23 protein-coding genes are annotated in these 22,090 nt (G+C 64.5%); 9 read left to right on the top strand and 14 right to left on the bottom strand.

Annotation, left to right across the window (positions count from 1 at the left end; translation table 11 throughout):
* Window positions 1-92: 92 nt before the first annotated feature.
* The gene (locus DW352_RS12555) at window positions 93-377 is read left to right on the top strand and encodes a hypothetical protein (RefSeq protein WP_115691649.1); all 285 of its coding nucleotides are present in this window, start codon (window positions 93-95) and stop codon (window positions 375-377) included.
* Window positions 377-658: a type II toxin-antitoxin system RelE/ParE family toxin gene (locus DW352_RS12550; RefSeq protein WP_115691648.1), complete on the top strand. Its 282-nt coding sequence runs from the start codon at window positions 377-379 to the stop codon at window positions 656-658. The genes DW352_RS12555 and DW352_RS12550 overlap by 1 nt, the downstream gene beginning before the upstream one ends.
* A gap of 23 nt (window positions 659-681) precedes the next feature.
* Here the strand turns inward: DW352_RS12550 and DW352_RS12545 are convergent, their stop codons facing one another.
* Complete coding sequence (locus DW352_RS12545) at window positions 682-927, bottom strand: DUF2188 domain-containing protein (protein ID WP_115691647.1); 246 nt, start codon at window positions 925-927, stop codon at window positions 682-684.
* 319 nt (window positions 928-1,246) lie between these two features.
* Between DW352_RS12545 and msrP the strand changes: the two genes are divergently transcribed.
* Window positions 1,247-2,215: a protein-methionine-sulfoxide reductase catalytic subunit MsrP gene (msrP, locus tag DW352_RS12540; RefSeq protein WP_115691646.1), complete on the top strand. Its 969-nt coding sequence runs from the start codon at window positions 1,247-1,249 to the stop codon at window positions 2,213-2,215.
* A gap of 59 nt (window positions 2,216-2,274) precedes the next feature.
* On the opposite strand, the gene DW352_RS12535 is transcribed toward msrP, so the two are convergent.
* Window positions 2,275-2,835, bottom strand: a complete 561-nt coding sequence (locus DW352_RS12535) for a nitroreductase family protein (protein ID WP_115691645.1) — start codon at window positions 2,833-2,835, stop codon at window positions 2,275-2,277.
* A 249-nt stretch (window positions 2,836-3,084) separates the two neighbouring features.
* Between DW352_RS12535 and DW352_RS12530 the strand changes: the two genes are divergently transcribed.
* From DW352_RS12530 to DW352_RS12520, 3 genes are all read left to right on the top strand, one after another.
* The gene (locus DW352_RS12530) at window positions 3,085-3,975 is read left to right on the top strand and encodes a DUF2189 domain-containing protein (RefSeq protein WP_115691644.1); all 891 of its coding nucleotides are present in this window, start codon (window positions 3,085-3,087) and stop codon (window positions 3,973-3,975) included.
* A gap of 93 nt (window positions 3,976-4,068) precedes the next feature.
* Window positions 4,069-4,581, top strand: a complete 513-nt coding sequence (locus tag DW352_RS12525) for a CreA family protein (RefSeq protein ID WP_115691643.1) — start codon at window positions 4,069-4,071, stop codon at window positions 4,579-4,581.
* Between the two features lie 115 nt (window positions 4,582-4,696).
* Window positions 4,697-5,278, top strand: coding sequence for an HdeD family acid-resistance protein (locus DW352_RS12520; protein ID WP_115691642.1), 582 nt, complete (start codon window positions 4,697-4,699; stop codon window positions 5,276-5,278).
* A gap of 119 nt (window positions 5,279-5,397) precedes the next feature.
* Here the strand turns inward: DW352_RS12520 and DW352_RS12515 are convergent, their stop codons facing one another.
* The 5 genes from DW352_RS12515 to DW352_RS12495 form a co-directional block, all read right to left on the bottom strand.
* Window positions 5,398-7,017 (bottom strand): methyl-accepting chemotaxis protein, encoded by a 1,620-nt coding sequence (locus tag DW352_RS12515; RefSeq protein WP_210209972.1) that lies wholly within the window; start codon window positions 7,015-7,017, stop codon window positions 5,398-5,400.
* A 229-nt stretch (window positions 7,018-7,246) separates the two neighbouring features.
* A complete protein-coding gene (locus tag DW352_RS12510) occupies window positions 7,247-8,776 on the bottom strand; it encodes a tripartite tricarboxylate transporter permease (RefSeq protein ID WP_115691640.1) in 1,530 nt (509 codons plus the stop codon).
* A 6-nt stretch (window positions 8,777-8,782) separates the two neighbouring features.
* On the bottom strand, window positions 8,783-9,229 hold the full coding sequence (locus DW352_RS12505) for a tripartite tricarboxylate transporter TctB family protein (protein WP_115691639.1): 447 nt from the start codon (window positions 9,227-9,229) through the stop codon (window positions 8,783-8,785).
* 217 nt (window positions 9,230-9,446) lie between these two features.
* Window positions 9,447-10,442, bottom strand: coding sequence for a Bug family tripartite tricarboxylate transporter substrate binding protein (locus DW352_RS12500; protein ID WP_115694388.1), 996 nt, complete (start codon window positions 10,440-10,442; stop codon window positions 9,447-9,449).
* Between the two features lie 242 nt (window positions 10,443-10,684).
* Window positions 10,685-11,458, bottom strand: coding sequence for a cyclase family protein (locus tag DW352_RS12495; protein ID WP_115691638.1), 774 nt, complete (start codon window positions 11,456-11,458; stop codon window positions 10,685-10,687).
* A 186-nt stretch (window positions 11,459-11,644) separates the two neighbouring features.
* On the opposite strand from DW352_RS12495, the gene DW352_RS12490 reads away from it, so the two are divergent.
* Complete coding sequence (locus DW352_RS12490) at window positions 11,645-12,919, top strand: amino acid ABC transporter substrate-binding protein (RefSeq protein ID WP_210209971.1); 1,275 nt, start codon at window positions 11,645-11,647, stop codon at window positions 12,917-12,919.
* Between the two features lie 200 nt (window positions 12,920-13,119).
* The gene (locus DW352_RS12485) at window positions 13,120-14,394 is read left to right on the top strand and encodes an amino acid ABC transporter substrate-binding protein (RefSeq protein ID WP_115691637.1); all 1,275 of its coding nucleotides are present in this window, start codon (window positions 13,120-13,122) and stop codon (window positions 14,392-14,394) included.
* Between the two features lie 232 nt (window positions 14,395-14,626).
* On the opposite strand, the gene DW352_RS12480 is transcribed toward DW352_RS12485, so the two are convergent.
* The 7 genes from DW352_RS12480 to DW352_RS12450 all read right to left on the bottom strand — a co-directional run bounded on the left by DW352_RS12480 (window position 14,627) and on the right by DW352_RS12450 (window position 20,907).
* The gene (locus DW352_RS12480; RefSeq protein ID WP_115691636.1) at window positions 14,627-15,358 is read right to left on the bottom strand and encodes an ABC transporter ATP-binding protein; all 732 of its coding nucleotides are present in this window, start codon (window positions 15,356-15,358) and stop codon (window positions 14,627-14,629) included.
* Complete coding sequence (locus DW352_RS12475) at window positions 15,348-16,082, bottom strand: ABC transporter ATP-binding protein (RefSeq protein ID WP_115691635.1); 735 nt, start codon at window positions 16,080-16,082, stop codon at window positions 15,348-15,350. The genes DW352_RS12480 and DW352_RS12475 overlap by 11 nt, the downstream gene beginning before the upstream one ends.
* Entirely contained in the window at window positions 16,079-17,032 is a 954-nt protein-coding gene (locus tag DW352_RS12470) for a branched-chain amino acid ABC transporter permease (protein WP_245434423.1), read from the bottom strand. The genes DW352_RS12475 and DW352_RS12470 overlap by 4 nt, the downstream gene beginning before the upstream one ends.
* Window positions 17,033-17,037: 5 nt before the next feature.
* Window positions 17,038-17,913, bottom strand: a complete 876-nt coding sequence (locus DW352_RS12465) for a branched-chain amino acid ABC transporter permease (protein WP_115691634.1) — start codon at window positions 17,911-17,913, stop codon at window positions 17,038-17,040.
* A 308-nt stretch (window positions 17,914-18,221) separates the two neighbouring features.
* The gene (locus DW352_RS12460) at window positions 18,222-19,472 is read right to left on the bottom strand and encodes an amino acid ABC transporter substrate-binding protein (RefSeq protein ID WP_210209970.1); all 1,251 of its coding nucleotides are present in this window, start codon (window positions 19,470-19,472) and stop codon (window positions 18,222-18,224) included.
* A gap of 39 nt (window positions 19,473-19,511) precedes the next feature.
* Window positions 19,512-20,315, bottom strand: coding sequence for an alpha/beta fold hydrolase (locus DW352_RS12455; protein WP_115691633.1), 804 nt, complete (start codon window positions 20,313-20,315; stop codon window positions 19,512-19,514).
* 25 nt (window positions 20,316-20,340) lie between these two features.
* Window positions 20,341-20,907, bottom strand: coding sequence for a cupin domain-containing protein (locus DW352_RS12450; RefSeq protein ID WP_115691632.1), 567 nt, complete (start codon window positions 20,905-20,907; stop codon window positions 20,341-20,343).
* A gap of 240 nt (window positions 20,908-21,147) precedes the next feature.
* Here DW352_RS12450 and DW352_RS12445 point away from each other — a divergent pair, with 240 nt between their 5' ends.
* Window positions 21,148-21,804 carry a TetR/AcrR family transcriptional regulator gene (locus tag DW352_RS12445; protein WP_162826925.1) on the top strand — a complete coding sequence of 219 codons (657 nt, stop codon included), beginning with the start codon at window positions 21,148-21,150 and terminating at the stop codon, window positions 21,802-21,804.
* Window positions 21,805-22,090: the final 286 nt, after the last annotated feature.

Raw genomic sequence — 22,090 nt, 5'->3', positions numbered from 1 at the left:
CATGGTTTGCCGCGACCTAAGGGCGTGCACGCCCGTCCGCGACGGGCGATGCCCGGCTCGACAAAATCGCCTCCCGGACATACATTTTGACGATGAATATCGTCCGCCGCACGATCTCTATCGACGCCGCCACCGATGAGCGGCTCCGTGCCCTGGCGACCGAACGTGGGCAGGATGAGGCTGCGCTTCTGGCGGAGGCAGTGGCGCTACTGGAGTCGGTCGTCGATATCGACGGGCCGGATATCGAAGAAGACCGTCGCCGTCTGGACGCCTTCAAGCGGTCACGCGAAGCGATCCCGCTGCACGAAGCTAAAGCTTGGGTCGAGAGTTGGGGCACCGATCACGAATTGCCTCGGCCTAAGCCTCGACGCATTTGATGATTTTGCTGTCGCCGGAGGCGGCGATCGATGTGGAGCGTGTCCGCGACTTCCTCGACGTCAACAATCCGGATGCTGCGAAACGTGCACTAGGCCGGATTTTCGCGGTCCTCGAGACGGTGCAGGAATTTCCTCAACTTGGTCGTGCGACCGAAGATACGGAAATCCGGCAGATCGTCATCCGTTATGGATCTGCCGGATACATTGTCAGGTATGCCCTCCTCGCCAATGGCGACATTCTGGTCATCCGCCTATGGCACGGTCGCGAGACGCGCGAATAAAACGGGCCGCGCCTCTGAGACGATTACTTCTTATCCTTCACATCCGTGTCCGGGCGGTCGCTGCCGCTCGCGGTCTCGGTGTGCCAGCGGCCCTTGTCGTCCTCGTATTGAATCTCCTCGGTCGAGCCCGGCACGCGCTGTTCGGCGGCGGCGGCCTGCGCTGCCTTGAGCGCGGCGGCATGGGTGGGAAAAGTCTCGGAGAACACGCCGTCGGACTTGTAAGCCCAACCGCCGTCATGCTCGACAATTTCATAGGTCACGTGCGACATCGGATCACCTTTTTGAGTTCGCTCTCCGCGACGTGGGGAGCGTCCTTTATGGCCGCAAGGGGCGCATCAAGCCCGCCGAGCCGCCTTAGCCGTGCCCTGCTGGATTGCCGGCACGATTGAAATATCGCCGCTCGCTTCGAGAATGGCAAATTCGAGCGGGGTCATCCGACCGCTCGCGGCTTCCAAGATGTTGTCCTGGATGACGCTTGCGCAGCGTATGCGTGGACGAGCGGGAGCCGGTTCCGCTTCGCGGAACCGTGACTTGCCTGTGAGACCGCCCTCGCTTTACCTGTGGCCAAGGATCGGAGAGGGGAGAACAATGAACGTTATCCGCCGTCGCGGCTGGGAAATCCCGGACCGTCTCGCCACGCCTGAACATCTCGTCTTCAACCGCCGCAGCCTGTTGACGGGCGCCGGCGCGGTCGCGCTCATGGCGGGCCCGGCGGCGGCGCAGCGCGTCACGGATCTCGCCAACATGCCCGATCCGACCGCCGATCTTTATCCGGCCAAGCACAACGACAAATATGCGCTCGACCGGCCGATCACCGACGAGAAGATCAACTCCAACTACAACAATTTCTACGAGTTCAACTCGACCAAGAACGTCGCCATGCAGGCGCAGGCGCTGCCGATCCGGCCATGGATGGTGAAGATCGACGGCCTCGTCGAGAAGCCGTTCGAGATCGGCATCGACGACCTCATCCGCAAGATGACGTTGGAGGAGCGCACCTATCGTCACCGCTGCGTCGAAGCCTGGAGCATGGCGATCGCGTGGAGCGGTTTCCCCTTCGCCAAGCTGGTGGAGCTCGCCAAGCCGCTGGGTTCGGCGAAATACGTGCGCATGGAGACCTTCAACAATCCGAAGGTGGCGCCGGGGCTGCGGCAGTCCTGGTATCCGTGGCCGTATATCGAGGGCCTCACCATGGCCGAAGCGACCAACGAACTCACCTTCCTCGCCACCGGCGCTTACGGCCATCCGATCGCCAAGCAGATGGGCGCGCCGCTGCGGCTCGCCGTGCCGTGGAAGTACGGCTTCAAGTCGATCAAATCGATCGTGCGCTTTTCGTTTGTCGAGGAGCGCCCGAAGGGCATGTGGGAAAAGCTGCAGCCCGCCGAATACGGCTTCTGGGCCAACGTCAATCCGAAGGTGCCGCATCCGCGCTGGAGCCAGGCGACGGAGGAAGTGATCGGCACCGGCGAGCGGCGGCCGACGCAACTGTTCAACGGCTACGGCGACTACGTCGCGGATATCTACAAGGGCCTCGACAACGAACGCCTGTGGGCGTGAGTGGAGACGTCATGCCCGGGCGCGGGCTTTAAGCCCGCGATCCGGGATCATCATAATGTTCAGCCGATCCACTTAATCTCCGGCTCGTTCTTCTTGTGCGCTTGCGGCCAGGCTTTCGGATGGCCGACGATGATCGGCGCCACCGGCACATAACCGGCCGGCAATTGCAGCGCCGCTTTGCCTTGCGGCGTGTTGAGCCAGCCTTGCGCGAAGCCGATCCAGCAAGTGCCGAGCCCCGATGCGCGCGCCGCCAGCATCAGGTTCTGCGCGGCGAGCGCGCAGTCGATGACGGTCCATGGGCCTTCGCTTTTGCCGACGATCACGATCAGCGCCGGTGCGTGATAGAAGATGTGGAAGTTCGGATTGCCCAGCGTCTCCTGGAAATGATGTGACAGAAGCCCGGCTGGCGTCGACTTCAGCATCCAGGCTTTGGCTTCGGTGGAAATGCGCTCGAGCAGCGCCTTGTCGCGCACGACGACGAAGGACCAAGGCTGTTCGTCCATGGCGCTCGGCGCCTGGATGGCGGCATCGATGAGCGCCGTCACGGTCGGCTGGTCGACGGACGCAGGCGTGTAATCGCGCACGGCGCGGCGCATGTAGAGGGCGTCGTTGAGTTCCATGGGGCTGTTCCGTTGCGGATGAGCGGGAAGACGCGCCGCACCATGGCCTGCGGCGGCGCGAAGGCCCTTGATCCGGGTCAAGTGGCGGCCGCCGCGCAACCAAATGTGAACGGCGATACCACCGTCGCCTGCTAAACTCGCGGCCAAATTCGTGGCTCATGGCACCGACCGAGAGCCCGCGACATTGGGCATTCGATCGCGCGAAGCGCCGCCGGCCACCTTGAAGAACACGCAAGGAAGGAAACGGTCATGGCTCATTCGCACTTGCTGCTCGGCGCCGGCGCCGAGCCCGCGCATATCGCCGTACGCCGTATCGGCGTCGCCGATCTCAAGGACGCGTTGCGCAAAGGCTTCGACGATTTTCTGGCGATGCCGACGCACGCGATGTTCCTGTGCATCGTCTATCCGCTCGCCGGTCTGCTGCTGGCGCGGCTCGCATTCGGCTATTCGGTGTTGCCGCTTTTGTATCCGATCGCGACCGGCTTCGCGCTGGTCGGTCCGTTCGCGGCGCTCGGCCTCTATGAGATGAGCCGGCGGCGCGAGGCGGGGCAGCCGGTGTCGGCGGCGAATGCCTTCGACGTGCTGGAGTCCTCGTCGATCGGTGCCATCGCCGCGCTCGGCCTGTTGCTGCTCGCGGTGTTCGGCATTTGGGTGATGGTCGCCAACGCGGTCTATATCGGCTTCTTCGGCTACGCGCCGCCGGCGTCGATCGAGTCGTTCGTGCGCAACGTGCTCACGACCGAAGCCGGCTGGGACATGATCGTGGTCGGCAATCTCGTCGGCTTCTGCTTTGCCGTCATCGTGCTGACCATCGGCGTCGTGTCGTTCACGCTGCTGCTCGACCGCGACGTCGGCGCGGCGGTGGCGCTGCTCACGTCGATCCGCGCGGTGGCGGCGAACCCGCTGGCGATGGCGCTGTGGGGCTTCATCGTCGCGGCGCTCTTGATCCTCGGCTCGCTGCCGTTCTTCCTCGGCCTCACGGTCGTCATGCCCGTGCTCGGCCATGCCACCTGGCATCTCTACCGCAAGGTGGTGGAGAGCGACGCGAGCCCGCGGCCCGACCACTGGCGGCGTCCGGCGGGCAAGCGCTACGCCGCCGACTTCCCGGCCAACCTCTTCCCCTGGTCGCGCGAGAAATAAAGGCGACACGCGAGGGGCGCCGGCCGGGTGCCCTTCCGTCCCCCGTTCGCGATCCTTATCTCCCGGGCAGCCGATGGTGCCTGGGAGGTATTCTTGCGCTCTGTTATCGCTTTGCTGGCCGCGGCCCTGGTCGCTCTGGCCGTGCTGCCGGCGTCCGCGGCCGACGAACCGGACCTGATCTTCAAGCGGTCGACCGTGTTCAAGTGGCTGACGCCGAACGACAAACTCGCCACCTACGGGCTCGACGACCCGGAGGTGGAAGGGGTCGCCTGCCACTTCACCGTGCCGGAGCGCGGCGGCTTCAAAGGCTGGATCGGCGTCGCCGAGGAGGTGTCGGACATCTCGCTCGCCTGCCGCCAGATCGGGCCGATCAAGTTCAAGGAAAAGTTCTCGCAAGGCGAGGACGTCTTCCGCCGGCGCCGGTCGTTGTTCTTCAAGAAGATGCAGATCGTGCGCGGCTGCGACGTGAAGCGTAACGTCCTGGTCTACATGGTCTACAGCGACCGCATCATCGAAGGCTCGCCGAAGAACTCGACCTCCAGCGTGCCGATCATGCCGTGGGGCGCCAACGCCGACGTGCCGAAATGCGCCGACTGGGTTCAGTAGCCGACAGATACCAACGTTTGGGCGGTTGATACCGGTGTAAGGATGACACCTGAGTTCCGGCGCGGTTCATTTGGCGGTAAGATAGCTCACCCGCAATGACCGCCCGGAGGCGTCCATGTCCAGCACTCAAGCCGATTTCGAAAAATTTAAGCGCGACGCAGCCGCCGCGCTGCACGAGCATTGGGTGCTCTTCCTGGTTGAGGGCGTGGTGCTGCTGGTGCTCGGCGCCACCGCCATCGCGCTGGCGCCGCTGGCGACCGTCGCCGTCACCATTCTGCTCGGCTGGCTGTTCCTGGTGAGCGGCGTCATCGGCCTGTTCACGACCTATTGGATGCGTCACGCGCCGGGCTTCTGGTGGTCGCTCGTTTCGGCGGTGCTCGGCATTGTCGTCGGTGTGCTGCTTCTGGCGTCGCCGATCCGGGGCGCGGTGTCGCTGACCGTCGTGCTGTCGGCGTTCTTCATCGTCGAGGGCGTGGTCTCGATCATGTTCGCGCTCGATCACCGGCGCGAGCTCTCCGGCCGCTGGGGCTGGATGATGGTGAGCGGCATCATCGATGTCGTGCTCGGCGGCATGATCTTCGCTCAGCTGCCGAGCAGCGCGGCCTGGGCGATCGGCCTCCTGGCCGGCATCAATATGATCTTCGGCGGTTCGGCGCTGATCGGCATGGCGCTCGCGGCGCGCAAGCCCGCGGCTTGAGCGCGATATCAGCTCCGCTCATTCCCGCGAAAGCGGGAATGCAGCCGGCGCTATCGAAATGCGCCACCGTGCCCAGTCCCCGCTTTCGCGGGGACGAACGGAGGGACTTCCGACCTCTTCTAAGCGGCTTTGCGCTTGGCTGACGCCGGCGTCCGGACCGGCGCCGGCTTGGCCACCGGTGCGGCGGCCTTATTGCGGCCGAGCTTGAACACCGACAGCGCCTGCATCAGCTTGGCGCCTTGCTCTTCCAGCCGGCGCGTCGATCTGGTCGTCTGCTCGACCAGCGCCGCGTTCTGTTGCGTCACCTCGTCGAGATGATTGACGGCGGAATTGACCTGTTCGATGCCGCTGCTCTGCTCGTTCGAAGCGACCGTGATCTCGTTCATGATGCCGCTGACGCTGCGGATCGACGCCAGGATATCCTGCATGGCGGCGCCGGCATCGCGCGCGAGCAATGTCCCGCTCTTGACCTTCTCCGCCGACTCCTCGATCAAGGTTTTGATCTCGGAGGCGGCGTTGGCCGAGCTCTGCGCGAGATTGCGCACTTCCGTCGCCACCACCGCGAAGCCGCGGCCCGCTTCGCCGGCGCGCGCCGCCTCGACGGCGGCATTCAGCGCGAGCAGGTTGGTCTGATTGGCGATGCCGTTGATGATGCCGACGATGTCGGAGATGCGCTGCGACGACTCGCTGATCTCGGCGATCGTGTCGACGACCTTGGTGACGATGGCGCCGCCGGTCTCGGCGGAGGCCAGCGCGTTGTTGGCCATGCCGTCGCCCTGGCTGGTGTGGCCGGCGTTCTCCTTCACCTTGGCGGTGATCTGGTCGATGCTCGCCGCCGTTTCCTCCAGCGCCGCCGCCTGCGAGTCGGTGCGGCCGGAGAGGTCGTTGGTGCCGCCGGAGATCTGATGCGCGGCGGTCATCATGTTATCGAAGTTGGTGTGAATGTCGCCGACGACGCTGTGCAGATTGGCGTTGAGCTGACACAGCGCCCGCGTCAGTTGACCGATCTCGTCGCCGCGCACGGTGTCCGCGGTCGCGGTGAGGTCGCCGCCGGCGATCCGCTGGGCGAAGCGGACGGCTTGCTTCATCGGCGAGACGATCGCCTGCGCCACGTAGAGCCAGAAGCAGCCGACGGCGGCGAACACGGCGATCGCGAACGCGCCGAGCCAGCCGGCGAGGCCCGCGCGCATCACGGCCTCAGGCGACGCGGCCGCCCAGCCGAGCACCGCGACGGCGGCGAGCAGCATCGCGAAGGTCAGACCGAGGCGCAGGCCGATCGGCACTTCCAGCATGGCGACGAAGCGGCGATGCCAGCGCGACGCGAACACGCGGCCTTGCCGCAGCAGCAGGCTGCCCGGCTTATCCATCTCCTGCTTGTACAAACGGGCTGCGGCGTCGATCTGCGCGCGGCTCGGTTTGGTGCGCACCGACATGTAACCGGCGGCTTTGCCGTTCTCGACGATCGGCGTGACGCGGGCGAACACCCAATAGTAATCGCCATTCTTGCGGCGGTTCTTGACCACACCCTGCCACGGCAGGCCGGCCTTGATGCTCGCCCAGAGATCGCGGAAGGCGGCCGGCGGCATATCCGGATGCCGCAGGATGTTATGCGGCGCGCCGATCAGCTCCTCTTCGGCGTAGCCGCTCGCTTCGATAAAGTACGGATTGGCGTAAGTGATGTTGCCGCGGTGATCTGTGGTCGAGACGATGCTCTGTCGCTCGTCGACGACGTATTCCACGTTTGTGATTGGTAGATTTTGCCGCATCGCCGCCGTTCCTGTTGGTTTCCGGCAGCGGCCTCGCAGCGCGCGGGCGCGGAATCGCAGGATGGAACTTGCGGCGCCGATTTTACCTTCTGGTTAATCACGGCCGTGCCGGCGCATGAATTTGCAGAATCGCGGCCATGCGTCACGCATCACGATGCTAATCGTTCGCATGAGTAACGGCCGCGACGCCGCCGGTGGAAATTTAATTCGTCTCGCCGGCTTCCGCCTCGGCAAGCTGTGAGCGCCAGTCGCGGCGCCGAAGCACGAAGGCGAGGGCCGACAGGCCGAGCAGGATCGCGCAGACGAGCAGGAGGCCGAGCGAGATCGGCCGCGTGAGGAAGATGGTGTAGTTGCCGTTCGACATGATCAGCGACTGGCGCAAGCTCTGCTCGAACAGCGGCGCGATGACGAGGCCGAGCACCAGCGGCGCCGGATCGAACGAGAACTTGCGCAGCGCATAGCCGAGGACGCCCATGATCAGCATGATCCAGACGTCGACGATCGAGTGGCTCACCTCGTAGACGCCGACGATGCAGAACATGATGATCAGCGGATAGAGATAAGCGTAGGGGATACGCAGCACGCTGACGAAGACGCTGACCAGCGGCAGATTGAGCAACAGCAGCATCACGTTGCCGACATACATCGACGCGACGAAGCCCCAGAACACGTCCGGGTGTTCGGTGACGAGCTGCGGCCCGGAGTTGACGCCGTGCACCATCAGCGCGCCGATCAGCACGGCGGTAATGGGGCCGGTGGGGATGCCGAGCGCCAGCATCGGCACGAAGGCGCCGGTCGATGCGGCGTTGTTGGCCGACTCCGGTCCGGCGACCCCGGCGACGGCGCCGTGGCCGAACTGTTCCGGCTTCTTGGAGAGGCGGCGCTCGAGCGCATATGAGAGGAAGCTCGAGATGATGTGCGCCGAGCCCGGGATGATGCCGATGATGAAGCCGAGCACCGAGCCGCGCGCGATCGGCAGCGCGGATTCGCGCCACTCCTGACGGTTGGGCAGCAGGTCGCGCAGACGCGGCTTGATGACCTCGCCGGTGACCTTATGACTCGGCGTCGCGAAGATCTCGCCCAGGCCGAAAAGACCGACCGCGACCGGCACGATGCCGATGCCGTCGCCGAGTTCGGGAAGGTCGAAGGCATAGCGGAAATGCCCGGTCATGTTGTCGATGCCGATCATGCCGAGCAGCAGGCCGATGCACGCCATGAGCAAAGTGCGCACCAGCGAGGTCGACGACATGTAACCGAGGAAGATCAGGCCGAGCACGAGCAGTGCGGTGTATTCCGGCGGCCCGAACTTCAACGCCACGGCGGCGAGCGGCGGCGCCACCACGGTGAGCACGAGCACGCCGAAGGTGCCGGCGATCCAGGAGCCGACGGCGGCGATGCACAGCGCCGGGCCGGCGCGGCCTTTGCGGGCCATGGCGTTGCCGTCGATGCAGGTCATCACCGACGAGGCTTCGCCGGGGATGCGCATCAGGATCGAGGTGGTCGAGCCGCCATACTGCGAGCCGTAGTAGATGCCGGCGAGCATGATGACCGCTTGCGTCGCGTTGAGACCGAACGTCACCGGCAGCAGAATCGAGATACCCGACAACGGGCCGATGCCGGGCAATACGCCGACGAGCGTGCCGACCAGGCAGCCGAGGAAGGCGTACCAGAGATTGTCCGGCTGGAGTGCAATGGCAAAGCCGTGCGCGAGGCTGAGGAGGGTGGTTTCCATCGCGGCCTAGAACGTGAGGGGTCCGGAGGGCAGGGGCGTCTTCAAGAGGTATTCAAAGGCCAGATAGATGACGAGCACGACGCCGAAGGTGTACGCCGCCGCGCGCGGCGCGGGCCGCCGCTCGACGCCGATCAGCAGGATCAACATCATCGCGCTCATCGTGACGACGAAGCCGAGCTGGGTGTAGAGCGCGATGGCAATGGCGGTGACGGTCGTGAGCAGGAGCGCGTGCTTGCCGTCGCTCCAGGCAATCTCGGCAAAGGGCGGGCTCTCGCCGGCACGAACGATCAGCGCGAGGCCGAACAGCATCGTCAGCACGGCGACGATATAGGGCAGGAAGCCCGAGCCCGGCATCGATAGCTGCCCGAACGGCAACTCGCCGCTCAGCGCGATGATGAGCGCGCCGAACAGGATGAAGGCCGCCCCCGCGACGTGATCGGCGCGCAGCGTCACGGCGCACCGTCATGGCCGGGCTTGTCCCGGCCATCCACGGGCTGACTGCCGTGGAGAAAGAACGAAGGCGTGGATGCCCGGCACAAGGCCGGGCATGACGACGTGGCGGCGTTGCGCACGCGACAACCGAAGCTCGCTTGGCGATCCATCGTCATGGCAAAGACCCCCACCCCCGACCCCTCCCCACGCGCGTGAGCGCGCGGGGGAGGGGAGAGAATCAACCCACCTTCCCGATCTCACGCACGGCCGCCTCGATGCGGGCCGCGTCCGCGTCCCAGAACTTGGCGAACGCCGGCTGATCGAGAAACTCGACCTCCTGGCCGAGATTGGTCATCGCGGTCTTGAACTGATCGGTCGCGGCCGCTTGCTTGAAGGCGCCGCGCAAGGTCTCGACGACCGGGGCAGGTGTGCCCTTGGGCGCGAACATGCCGACCCAGAGATAGTATTCGATGTTGTAGCCGAGCTCCTTCATCGTCGGCACCTCGGGCAAGGCCTTGGAGCGCTTGTCGCCGAACAATGCGAGCGGCCGCACTTTGCCGGCCTTGATCTGCGCGAGGCACGCCGACACCGAGGAGGCGAGCGCCTGCGAGTTGTTGCCGAGCAGTGCGGTAAGCGCCGGGCCGCCGCCATTGGTCGGCAGATGGCGCATCTTCAAGCCGCCCGCGGCTTTGGCGTAGAGCGCCATGGGAATATGCAAGGCGCTGTAGAGGCCCGACGACGAGAAGATGATCTGGTCGGGCCGCTTCTGCGCGTCCTCGGTCAGGTCCTTCAGCGTCTTGTACGGGGTCTGATCGTTGACGATGACGACGCAGGGATCGGCGACGAAGCGCGCGAGCGGGATGAAATCGGCGCGCGTGAATTTCGGTGTGCGGCCGAACAATTTGTCGACTTCGGCGAAACCGGAAATCGATGTGATGTGCGAGAGCAGCGTATAGCCGTCGGGCTTTGCGTTCGCCGCGACTTGCGCGCCGACGGCGCCGGCCGCGCCGGCTTTGGTCTCGATCACCACCGGCTGCTTGAGGATCGGCTCGAGCACGGCCGCGAGCGGCCGCGTGACGACATCGGAAGCGCCGCCGGGCGGAAACGGATTGATCACCGTGACGGCGTGCGATGGATAGGTATCGGCGAAGGTGGGACCGGCGGCGAGAGCGGCCGTGGCCGCGGCGGTGCCGGCAACGAAATGACGGCGCGTCAAATCGCGATCGCGATTCATGTGCTCCTCCCTGAAGAAGCGTTTGTTGCCGGTGCGTTGCCGGCATTCTCTTTATGGGGAGGATGCTATCGCTCGTTGCGGCGCACCAGCAAGCGCCATTCCTGTTGATGACGAGTCTTGCCTGGTCATTCCGGGACGCGCGTAAACGCGCGGACCCGGAATCCAGCCAAATCGTTTGAATGCTGTACTGGATTCCGGGTTCGCTCGCCAACGCGCGCGTCCCGGAATGACGGATGAGTACGCTAATCGACGATCGCCACCGCGCGTGTCCAACCGGCGGAACCGCCGCGCACTTTCACCGGGAAGCAGCTGACCGTGAAACCCTTCGGCGGCAGTGCTTCGAGATTGTGCAATTTCTCGATATGGCAATAGCCGATGTCGCGGCCGGCGCGATGGCCTTCCCAGATCAGTTTCGGGTCGTGCGTCTGTTCGTATTTCTGCTTCGTGAAAATAAACGGCGCGTCCCAGCTCCAGCCGTCGGTGCCGGTCACGCGCACGCCGCGCTCGAGCAGATACATCGTCGCCTCGCGTCCCATGCCGCAGCCTTTGGCGACATAGTCCGGCTGGCCATACGCAGCGCCGGCGGCGGTGTTCACGACGACAATTTCAAGCGGTGAAAGCGTGTGGCCGATGCGTTTCAGTTCGGCTTCGACATCGGCGGCGGTGGCGACATAGCCATCCGGAAAGTGTCGGAAGTCGAGTTTGACGCCGGGCTGAAAGCACCAGTCGAGCGGCACTTCATCGATGGTGATGGCGCGCTTGCCGTGATCCATCGTTGAGGCGAAATGCCACGGTGCATCGAGATGTGTTGTGCAATGCGTCGACAGTCGCACCCACTCGAAGCCCCAGCCCTCGCCGTCGGGCAGGTCTTCCTTCTTGAGACCCGGAAAGAATTTGAGAATGTCGGCCGCGGTCGCTTGATGATCGAGATACTCGATGGTCGGGCCGTAACCGGGCGGATCGGCAGCGACATCGTTTTCGAGCGGGACGGAGATGTCGACGATTTGACGAGGCATGGAACCCAGGACAAAATTTGGTGGCGGGAAGCGCAGTCTGTTCGACGCTCGCCGATCTGTCCAGGACGGCGGCCGTTCTGCACCGCAGCAGTGTTGCGCAACGTGGCGTCGCTGTGCCGCAGACTCTGGTCTTGCCAGCGACAGCCGCTTAAGTTTTCCGAACGTACAATAGTAATTGAGGGGCGGATGACGATGTCACGATATCTCGGGCCGGGCGTGCGACGCGGATTGGCTGGGGCGCTGCTGCTCGGCGCGCTGCTCGGCGGTTCTGCCGCGGCGCAGGACAAGACACCGATCAAGATCGGCTTCGGCATGGCGCAAACCGGGCCGCTCGGACCGAACGGCAAATCGGCGATGCTGGCGATGGAGATCTGGCGGGAGGAAATCAACGCCAAGGGCGGTTTGCTCGGCCGGCCGGTGGAGTTCGTGAGCTACGACGACCAGAGCAACCCGTCGACGGTGCCGGGCATCTACACCAAGCTGATCGATATCGATAAGGTCGACATCGTGATGGCGGGCTACGCCACCAACATGATCGCGCCGGCGATGCCGGTGGTCATGCGCAAGAAGATGGTGTTCCCGAGCCTGTTCGGCCTCGGCGTCAACGACAACTTCAAATACGACCGCCACTTCTCCATGTCGCCCGCCGGTCCCGAGCCGATACCGGCCTTTACCAAGGGCTTCTTCGATATCGCGCTGGCGCAGAACCCGAAGCCGACGACGGTGGCCTTGGTGGCGGCGGACGCGGAATTTTCCAAGAATGCCTGCGACGGCGCGCGCCTCAACGCCAAGGCCGCCAAGCTCAAGATCGTCTACGACAAGAGCTATCCGCCATCGACCACCGAGTTTGCGTCGATCGTGCGCGCCATCCAGGCCACCAACCCCGATCTGGTGGTGATCTGTTCGTATCCGCTCGATTCGGTCGGACTGGTGCAGGCGGTGAACGAGGTGAACTTCAAGCCGAAGATGATCGGCGGCGCGATGGTCGGCCTGCAGAACACCGTGTTCAAGACCAAGCTCGGCGACAAGCTGAATGGCTTCGTCAACTTCGACTTTTGGCTACCGGCGAAGTCGCTGATGTTTCCGGGCGTCGAGTCATTCCTGAAGACCTATCAGGAGCGCGCCGCCAAAGCCGGCGTCGACCCGCTCGGCTATTACATGGGGCCGTTCGGCTACGCCTACGTGCAAGTGATCGGCCAGGCGATCGAAGGCACCCAGAGCCTCGATCAAGCCAAGCTCGCCGAGTACATGCATAAGACGACGTTCAAGACCATCGTCGGCGACGTCAAGTATGGCGCCGATGGCGAGTGGGCGAAACCGCGCGTTCTGCAAGCCCAGTTTAGAGGGCTCAAGGGCACGGGGCTCGATCAGTTCAGACAGGCCGAGACGCTGCCGATCGTTGCTCCGGCCGAATACAAGGCGGCCGATGTGATTTATCCCTACGAGAAGGCCAAGGAGTAACCGTCCCACTTTTGGCCCACCGGCAGGGCTGCCGGGGCGGCTCTTCCGCCCCGGCCGGCTGCGCCGTGCAAGCAGGCGTTAACATGCGTTCGGGCGATATTCCCGGGTAGACCGCCGCGGGCGGCGCTGTCATTATCGGCGCCGAACAAAGAACAACGGCTTCGAATCGAAGCCGAGAATTTCATTCGGGAGGATACGACATGCTTGATAAGTTGAAGACGCGTATTCTGGCGTGGACCGCCGGCACTGCTGTTGCCGTCGCGACCACCGCCATGGTGACGGGGGGCGCCGTCGCGCAGAATAAAGAGCCGATCAAGATCGGCTTCAGCATGGCCCTGACCGGGCCGCTCGCCGCCAACGGCAAGCAGACGCTGCTCGGCATGAAGATCTGGGAAGAACAGACCAACGCCAAAGGCGGTCTCATCGGCCGTCCGGTCAAGCTCGTCTATTACGACGATCAGTCGAACCCCTCGACGGTGCCGGGCATCTACACCAAGCTGCTCGACGTCGACAAAGTCGATCTCGTCGTATCGGGCTACGCCACGAACATGATCGCGCCGGCGATGCCGGTGGTGATGCAGAAGGGCAAGACCTTCGTCACCCTGTTCGGCCTCGACGTCAACGCCGAGTTCAAATACCCGAAGTACTTCTCGGTGATCCCGACCGGTCCGAGGACCAAGCCTTCGTTCACCGAAGGTCTGTTCCAGGTGGCGCTGCAGCAGGATCCGAAGCCGACCACCGTGGCGCTGGTGGCGGAGGATGCGGAGTTCTCCAAGAACGCCTGCGAGGGCGCGCGGACGAACGCCAAGGATATGAACCTGAAGATCGTCTACGACCGCAGCTTCCCGCCGGGCACGACCGACTTCTCGCCGATCCTGCGCGCGGTACAGGCGTCGAACGCCGATATCGTCGTTGTGTGTTCCTATCCGTTGTCGTCGGTCGGCATCGTGCTGGCGGTCAACGAGATGAACTACAAGCCGAAGATCATCGGCGGCGCCATGGTCGGCCTGCAGGCGACCGTGTTCAAGCAGAAGCTCGGCTCGAAGATGAACGGCTTCGTCAACTACGAGACCTGGGTGCCGTCGGATAAGATGATGGCGCCGGCGGCCGCCTTCTTCAAAACCTATCAGGCAAAGGCCGGCGCCGAAGGCGTCGATCCGCTCGGCTACTATCTCGGCGGCTGGGGCAACGCCTATGTCGATGCGCTCGGCCAGGCGATCGAGGGCACCAAGAGCCTCGACGACAACAAGATTGCCGAGTACTTCCGCAAGAGCACCTTCAAGACGGTCATGGGCGAATGGTCCTACGGCCCCGGCGGCGAGTGGACCAAGTCGGGCATGATGCAGGTGCAGTATCACAACGTGAAGGACGGCAACGATCTCGATCAGTGGCGCGGCATGGCGGTGCAGACCGTGCTGACCCCGCCGGAGCTCGCGACCGGCAAGGTGATCTATCCTTACGAGAAGGCGAAGTAAGCCTCGTCCGGATAAAAGACTCGCGGCGCGGGGGAGACCCCGCGCCGTTTTTATTAGGGGGAGGCGTGTCCCGGGCCCGGGCATGACGGCGCGCGGTGTTCTCCACGTAGGGTGCGCAAAGGCGCGCGCTTGCGCGCCGTGCGCACGTCTGACCTGCGGCTTGGCAAACGCCGCCGTGGGCACGGCGCTGGCGCGCCTTTGCCCACCCTACGACGCCGCAGGCCCTGTCGCCTCACATCCCCAGATAGAACTGGCGGATCAGATCGTTGTTGTTGAGCTCGTCGGCCGAGCCGCCTTCGAAGGCGATCTTGCCGTGCACGATCACGTAGCCGCGGTCGGCGATACGGATGGCCTGGGTGAAGTTCTGCTCGGCCATCAACACCGTGAGCTGATAGTGGTCCTTCAGCTCCTTGATCGCGTCGATGGTGCGCGCGACCAAGAGCGGCGCGAGGCCGACCGAGGGCTCGTCCACCAGCAGGATCTTCGGCGCCGACATCAGTGCGCGGGCGAGCGCCAGCATCTGCTGCTCGCCGCCCGACATCGAGCCGGCAAGCTGCGTGCGGCGTTCGGCAAGTCGCGGGAACGCGGTGAAGCAGAACTCCATGTTCGGCTTGATCTGCGCGCGCGCCGTCGGCCGGAACGCGCCGAGCAGCAGGTTCTCCTCCACCGTCAGCTTGGGGAAGAGGCGGCGGCCTTCCGGCACCAGCGCGATGCCGAGATCGACGATCTCCTGCGTCGAGCGGCCGACGAGGTTGTGCTTGACCCCGTCGATCTCGGCGACGATGCGGCCGGCCGAGGGGCGCACGATGCCCATGATGCATTTGATGAGCGTCGATTTGCCGTTGCCGTTGGTGCCGAGCAGCGCGACGGTCTCGCCCGCGCGCGCGTTCAGCGACACGTCTTCCAGCACGCGCACCGAGCCGTAGGCGGCGTCGATGTTCTCGATGGTGATGCTACTCGCCAATGTATGCCCTCACCACTTCCGGATTGCGCACGACCTCGTCCGGCTTGCCGTCGGCGATCTTCTTGCCGGAGACCAGAACGGCGAGCCGCTGCGAGAACTTCATCACGGCGCTCATGATGTGCTCGATCAGAATGATGCTGATGCCGCGCTCGTTGAGCTGGAACAGCAGCGTGAGGATGTCCTCGACCTCCGAATTCGACAGCCCGGCCATCGCTTCGTCGGCGATCAGCAGCTTCGGCTCCGCCGCCATGGCGCGGGCGAGCTCCAGCTTGCGCATCTCGACCTGCGTCAGGTCGCGCGGCATCTGCCGCGCCTTGGCGAGCAGGCCGACCATGTCGAGCAGTTCGTGGCAGCGCGTCTCGAGTTCGGCCGTCGTGCGCAATTGGCCCGGCCGCGCATGCACCGTGTAGAGCAGGGGAATGCGCAGGTTGTCGGCCAGCGTCATGCTGTGGAACGGCCGCGGCAGCTGGAAGCTGCGCGCGAGGCCGCGATGCGTGCGCTGGTGGGCGGCGAGGCCGTCCAGCACCTGATTGTCGAAGCGGACGCTGCCGACTTCGTTCTGCAGCGTGCCGGAGATGCAGTTGACGAAGGTGCTCTTGCCCGAGCCGTTCGGCCCGATCAGGCCGAGCCGTTCGCCCGGCGCCACTTCGAGCGTGACGCCGTCGAGCGCGGTGAAGCCGCCGAAGCGCTTGCTGATGTTGTCGACGTGGAGAAGAGGGCTCACGAGCGCTTCCTCCGCAGCCGGTCCTGCACCAGGCCGACGAGGCCGTTCGGCGCGATGATGACGAAGGCGACCAGCATCAGGCCGACGATCAGGAGGTTGACCGCCGAGGAGATGGTCACGGTCGCGTATTGCTGCGCGGTGCCGAGCAGGATGGCGCCGACCAGCGGACCGACCCAGGTCGTGGTGCCGCCGATCATCGGCATGGCGATGGAGTTCACCGCGTATTCGAGGCCGAAGGCCGACTGCGGCTGCAGGTAGCCGATGTAGTACGGGAACGGCGCGCCGGCCATGCCCATGAAGGCGCCGGACAGCGCCGTGGCGATCAGCTTCAATCGCAGCGTCGGCACGCCGCAGGCTTCCGCCGCGAGTTCGTCGTCGCGGATGGTGGCGAAGCCGAAGCCGAGCTGCGAGCGCTCGATGGTGCGCGCGGCGATCAGCGCGATGATGGCGAGGGCCAGCATCAGGATGAAGAGATATTCAATGTACGGGATCTTGAAGCTGCCGATCTCGAGATATTCCGGCCGGATGATGTAGGCGCCGCGCGAGCCGCCGACGAAGTCCCAATTCACCACCAGCGTCTGCAACACCACCGCCAGCGCGAGCGTGGCGATGGCGAAGAACGAGCCGCGCAAGCGCAGCGTCAGGTAGCCCATGCCGAGCCCGACAATGCCGGACACGAGCGCGCCGATGACGATCAGCAGCGGCACCGGCAGCGGAAACACCTTGTGCACGAACACCGACGAGTAGGCCCCCAGCGCGAAGAACGCGGCGGAGCCGAAGTTCACGTAGCCGCAATAGCCGCCGAGGATGTTCCACGCCGTCGCGAGCACGATGAACTGCAGGATCGTGTAGCTGGCGAAGTACAGATAATCGACGCCGATCGCATGCGCGATCAGCGTGATCACCACGCCGACCGCCACCATGATGAGAGAGAAATTCGCCGTGTTCACGCGTGTCACCGTCCGAGTAGGCCCGCCGGGCGGAAGGCGAGGGTCAACAGGAGGAAGCCGAAGGCGACCGCGGGCGCCCAGGACGGCCCGTAGAAGGTCGCGGTCAAGCTCTCGACGATGCCGAGCAGGATGGCCGCGATCAGCGTGCCGGGCATGCTGCCGAGACCGCCGAGCACGCAGATGGCGAAGACGCGGCCGATATATTCGCGTCCGACGGACGGCTCGACGGGCTGGATTACAATCAGCAGCGCGCCGGCCACCGCCGCGACGGCGATGGAAAGGCCGAAGGCGATGCGTTTGATCTTGACCGGGTCGGCGGCCTGGAGCTGCAGCGCCAACTGATCCTGCGACACCGCCATGATGGCGCGGCCGATGAAGGTGCGGGTGATGAACAATTCGATCGCGCCGAACAGGACCAGCGCGGCGATGCATGGCACCAGCATGCGCAGCGGCAGATCGACGAAGCCGATATGCAGGCTCGGCCCGATATAGGACGCCTCGACATAGCGATAGTCGACGCCGAAGACGAGGATCAGCGACACCTCGGTGACGAACAGCAGGCCGAAGAAGAAGGCGAGGCCGCGCAGCGCGTCCTGTCCGCGTTTCTCGAACGACAGGTGATACACCTGATAGATGAGACAGCCGAGCGCGTAGAACACCGGCAGCATCAGGATGCTGACGAGGATCGGATCGATCCCGAGATTGATGTTGATGTAATAAGCGAGGTAGGAGCCGAGGATCACGAAGCCCGGATGCGCGATATTGACGATATCGAGCATGCCGAACGAGATCGAGATACCCGCGGTCACCGCGGCGTAGAAGCCGCCGAGCAGGAGCCCGGCAACAATCGCATTGATGAGAAGGTCGAAAGAAATATCCATACAGGCCCTCAGCCGGCACACTCGCTTGAAGTTTGCATGCGGGGAAACGTCAATCTGGCACGGCGCCGAGCGCGCGCGTGGCGCGGCAACGTGAGCTCGGGCTGCAGTTTTGCCGTATCGTGCCAAAAGCCGGCATCGTTTCCCCTCAGACTATTCTTCTTGTTTGCCGCCGTGCGGTAGCCGCCCGGCAGCAGCGGGGGCCGAGGTTTTGAAATCCCGGCCCCCGATTTTGCCGCAGTTTGCAGGAAGGGCGGCGGCTTGGCTAGTCCATTTCGCCGCTGCGACCGAATGCCCGCAACTTATGCAGGTCACTCTTTGCGGTAGGGCACCACGGCCTCGCCGGACTTGAACTCCGGCGGGAAGAGAATGGTGTAGCGTCCCGGGTCGCGGAACTGGTCGACGCCCGAACCGTCGACGTTGCGGTATTGCACCATCAGCACGCGCGGTTTTTCCCACTCGCCGTTCTTGGCGAAGCGGACGTTGCCCACCACGCTGCTGAATGTTTCGGCATGCAGCGTCTTGGCGAGCGCCGCCTGGTCCAGCGAGCCGGTCTTCTCGACCGCCTGACCGAGGATATCCATGGCGGCATAGATGAAGGGCGGCACGTAGAAGCCGAGCGGGTCGATGCCCTGACCCACGGCCTTCGCCTGATAGCGCTTCAAGAAGTCTTCGACGCCTGGAAACTTCAGCTTGGGCGACGGCACATAGAGCTCGTAGCCAAGCAGATTGTTGAGCAGTGGGCCGAGCTGCGTCTTGATCGATGCGAACTGCGGACCGGCGGAGCCGCCGCCGATCAGCATGGCGTTGGCGCCAATCTCGTTGAGGCTGCGGATGATGCCGACCGAGTCCGGCGGATAGGCGGCGATGAAGATCAGGTCGGGCTTGGTCGCCTGGATTGCCCGCGCCACGGGCGTGAAATCCACCGTGCTCGGCGGATAGGCGCGGTCGTAGACGATCTTGAGGCCCATCGCCTTCGCCATCTTGCGCGCGGCGTCGACGGTGATCTTGCCGAACTCGGCATCGGCGCCGACGAGCGCGACGCTCTGCGGCTTCGGATTGAGCGCCTTGGCGGCGGCGAAGAAGCCTTCGGGGATCGCCTCGCCCGAGTGCACGCCGACCGGCATGATCTGGAAGTAGCGGTCGTAGTTGAACTGCTCGTTCACGCCGACGCCGAACAGGCTCATCATGGTGCGGCCCTTCTGCATCGCGACCGGCATCGCCGGCGCGATCAGATTGGTGCCGTAAGGCGAGACGATGAGGTCGACTTTGTCGACGTCGATCAGCTTCGTATAGAGCCCCGGAACGTTGGCCGGATTGCTCTGGTCGTCGTAGTTGACGAGCTGCACCTTGCGGCCGAGCAGGCCGCCTTTGGCGTTGACGTCATCCGCCCACATCTGGATCGCGAGCAGCGCGGCCTTGCCGTTGGCGGCGAGGCCGCCGCTGAGCGCCATGCTGAAGCCGATCTTGATCGGATCCGCGGCGTGCGCCGCGCCGGCGAGCAGACCGAGCGTGGCGAGGCCCGCCGCCGCACGGCGGAGCAATTGTAGAAGGCGTGACACTGTGTTCTCCCTTTGGCGTGCTTTTGTCGTTGTGTACGATCAGCGCGGCAGCCGGCGCGTGATCGCGGCGTTGTAGGCGTCCGCATTCAGGATGTGCGGATAGTGACCGCCGAACGGCAGCGTGACGCGTTCGGCATTTTTGTAATGATCGGCCACCGCCTGGCGCGAGGCCGGCGGGATGATCGGATCGTCGGAGCAGTCGATGACGACGATGTCGTCGGCCGGCACGGCGAGCGGCGGGCACGCGCGCGCCTCGATCACGCCGACGAAGCGCGACTTGAGATTGTCGGCGTCCTGCCGGCCCGACAGCATGTCGAGCTGAATGGCCTTGAGTTCGGTGTCGGGCGCCTGCGTGACGCGGTCGCGCCAGAACGTCTGCATGTCGACGGCGGCGGTGCCGCGGATCCAATCCGGGTTGAACAGCGGATTGGAGAACAGCTCGTCGGCGGTGATGAAGGTGTTGCCGAGAAACAAAGTCTCGACGCGGCCGGCATGGCGCAGGCCGAAATACTGCGCCCAGTAGCCGCCGAAAGACGAGCCGAGGATGCTCGCCCGCTTCAGGCGCAGATGGTCGAGCAGGCCGGCGAGGCCGTCGGCCAAGCGTTCGGGATCGGAGAGGGTGGGATAGCTGACGGCGATGAGGCGCAGCGCGCGGCCGAGTGCCGCGATCTGCTTGAAGAACATCTCGCAGGTGCCGACCGAGCCGGGCAGCAGCACCAGCGCCGGGCCGTCGCCTTGCGTATCGATATAGGGCCACGCATGACCCGCGACGTCGGCCGTGCGGATGGACGATTGCAGATGCCACGCGCGCGCGGGCGCGTCGGCCGAAGCCGCGGTACTCATGATGTCGCTCGCGATGGGAGAAACGTTACTTCTTCGGCGGCCACACGCCGGCGGCTTCCAACTCGGCCATCGCCTTGTCGGTGAACTCCGCGCGCGGACCGTCGCCGCCGATCACGAACATCAGGATCGACTCCTCGTTCGGATCGCCGCCTTTGGTGACGTTCTCGAAGCGGCGGATGGCGCCCGGCGGGAACGAGCAGACGTCGAGCGGGCCGACGTCGACATACTCGACTTCGCCCTTCTCGTTTTCCCAGCTGCAGCGCCAGGTCCCGGTCATCGGGATGAAGGTCTCGTTGGTATCGTGGTTGTGCATCATCGGCCCGTGGCCGGGCTTGGCCTTGCAGTAGCCGAGGTTGAAGCCTTCGGAGATCTTGATGGCGGCGAGACGCGCGGCGTCGTCACCAACCGGCGAGGTCACCGCGCCGCCGGCGCCTTGCGGCGGCTGGAAGCCGATGACGTTGAAGAGCTTGCGCACCGCGCTCGGCATGTTGCTGTCGGGCAGACCGCCGTCGAAGCCGACCAGATCCTTGAAAAAGGCGACGCGCTTCATCATCTCGGCGCGGCTGACGCCCTTGCGCGGCAAAGTCTCCATGGCGCTCTCCCTAGCTTTTGCGTTCTCGACGCTATTGACGTTATTGAGCAACTGCCCAATCATATTGGGCAGTTGCTCATTATTGTCGTTGCCCGGATCGGGGTCAAGACATGCCGATACGCTTGCCGTTCCCGGCCTGTCTGCTATCGGTTGTAGCGGGGCGTTGGTTGCGGCTGGGACCGTAGCGGGGCAAGCACTTTGGCGAGCAGGAAGAAATCCGGTTCCGCGCGGGGAAAGGTGGTGGCGCGCAAGCGCGAGCGGCTCGCGCCGACCGATCGCAGCGATCGCATCCTCAAAGGCGCGATCGGCTTCTTCGCCAAGCACGGCTTCTCCGGCCAGACGCGCGAACTCGCGGCCGAACTCGGCATTTCCAAGGGGCTGCTCTATCGCTACTTCCCGAGCAAGGACGACCTGATCGACCGCATCTACGACGAGATGTTCGTCCGGCGGTGGAATCCCGAATGGGACGCGATGCTGGTCGATCGCTCGCAACCGCTGCTCGCGCGCCTCAAGCGCTTCTATGTCGATTATTCCAAGATGCTGCACGACTACGAATGGGTGCGCATCTATCTCTATTCGGGCCTCGACGGCGCGACGATCGCGCAGCGCTTCGCCAAGCTCGTGACCGAGCGCATCTACAAGCCGATCGTCGGCGAGCTGCGGCACGAATTCGGTTTGCCGGGATTGGACGTGCAGCCGATGACGGAGCCGGAGGCCGAGCTGATGTGGGCGCTGCACGGCGGCATCTTCTACATCGGCATCCGCAAATGGGTGTATCGCGTCGCGACGCCGCGCGATGTCGAAGGCACCGTCATGCGCGCGGTGGAGCGCATCTACGCCGATGCGCAGGAATTGATGCGGACCGACGAGATCCGGCGGCAGTCGCCGGCGGTGTAGTAGATCAGCACAAGGTCGTCGCTACCCGGGCGGCGTCATGCCCGGGCTTGACCCGGGCATCCATGATGACTCTCAACGCATGTGCGCCGTACGTTCGGTTGTGCGTGTGGCACGGCCTCATGGATTGCCGGGTCATGAGGGCGTTCACGCCCGTCTTCGACGGGCTATGCCCGGCAATGACGGAGGGGAGAAGTTTTTGCAACTCGCTTGATCGGCGCGGCACACAACAAAGCGGCGCGCTAGCACATACGCAGTTGCACATAACAAAGCGACGCATAACAAAAAG

Source organism: Pseudolabrys taiwanensis (assembly GCF_003367395.1).
In the GTDB taxonomy this organism is placed as follows: domain Bacteria; phylum Pseudomonadota; class Alphaproteobacteria; order Rhizobiales; family Xanthobacteraceae; genus Pseudolabrys; species Pseudolabrys taiwanensis.
This window is presented reverse-complemented; position numbering and strand designations above follow the sequence as displayed.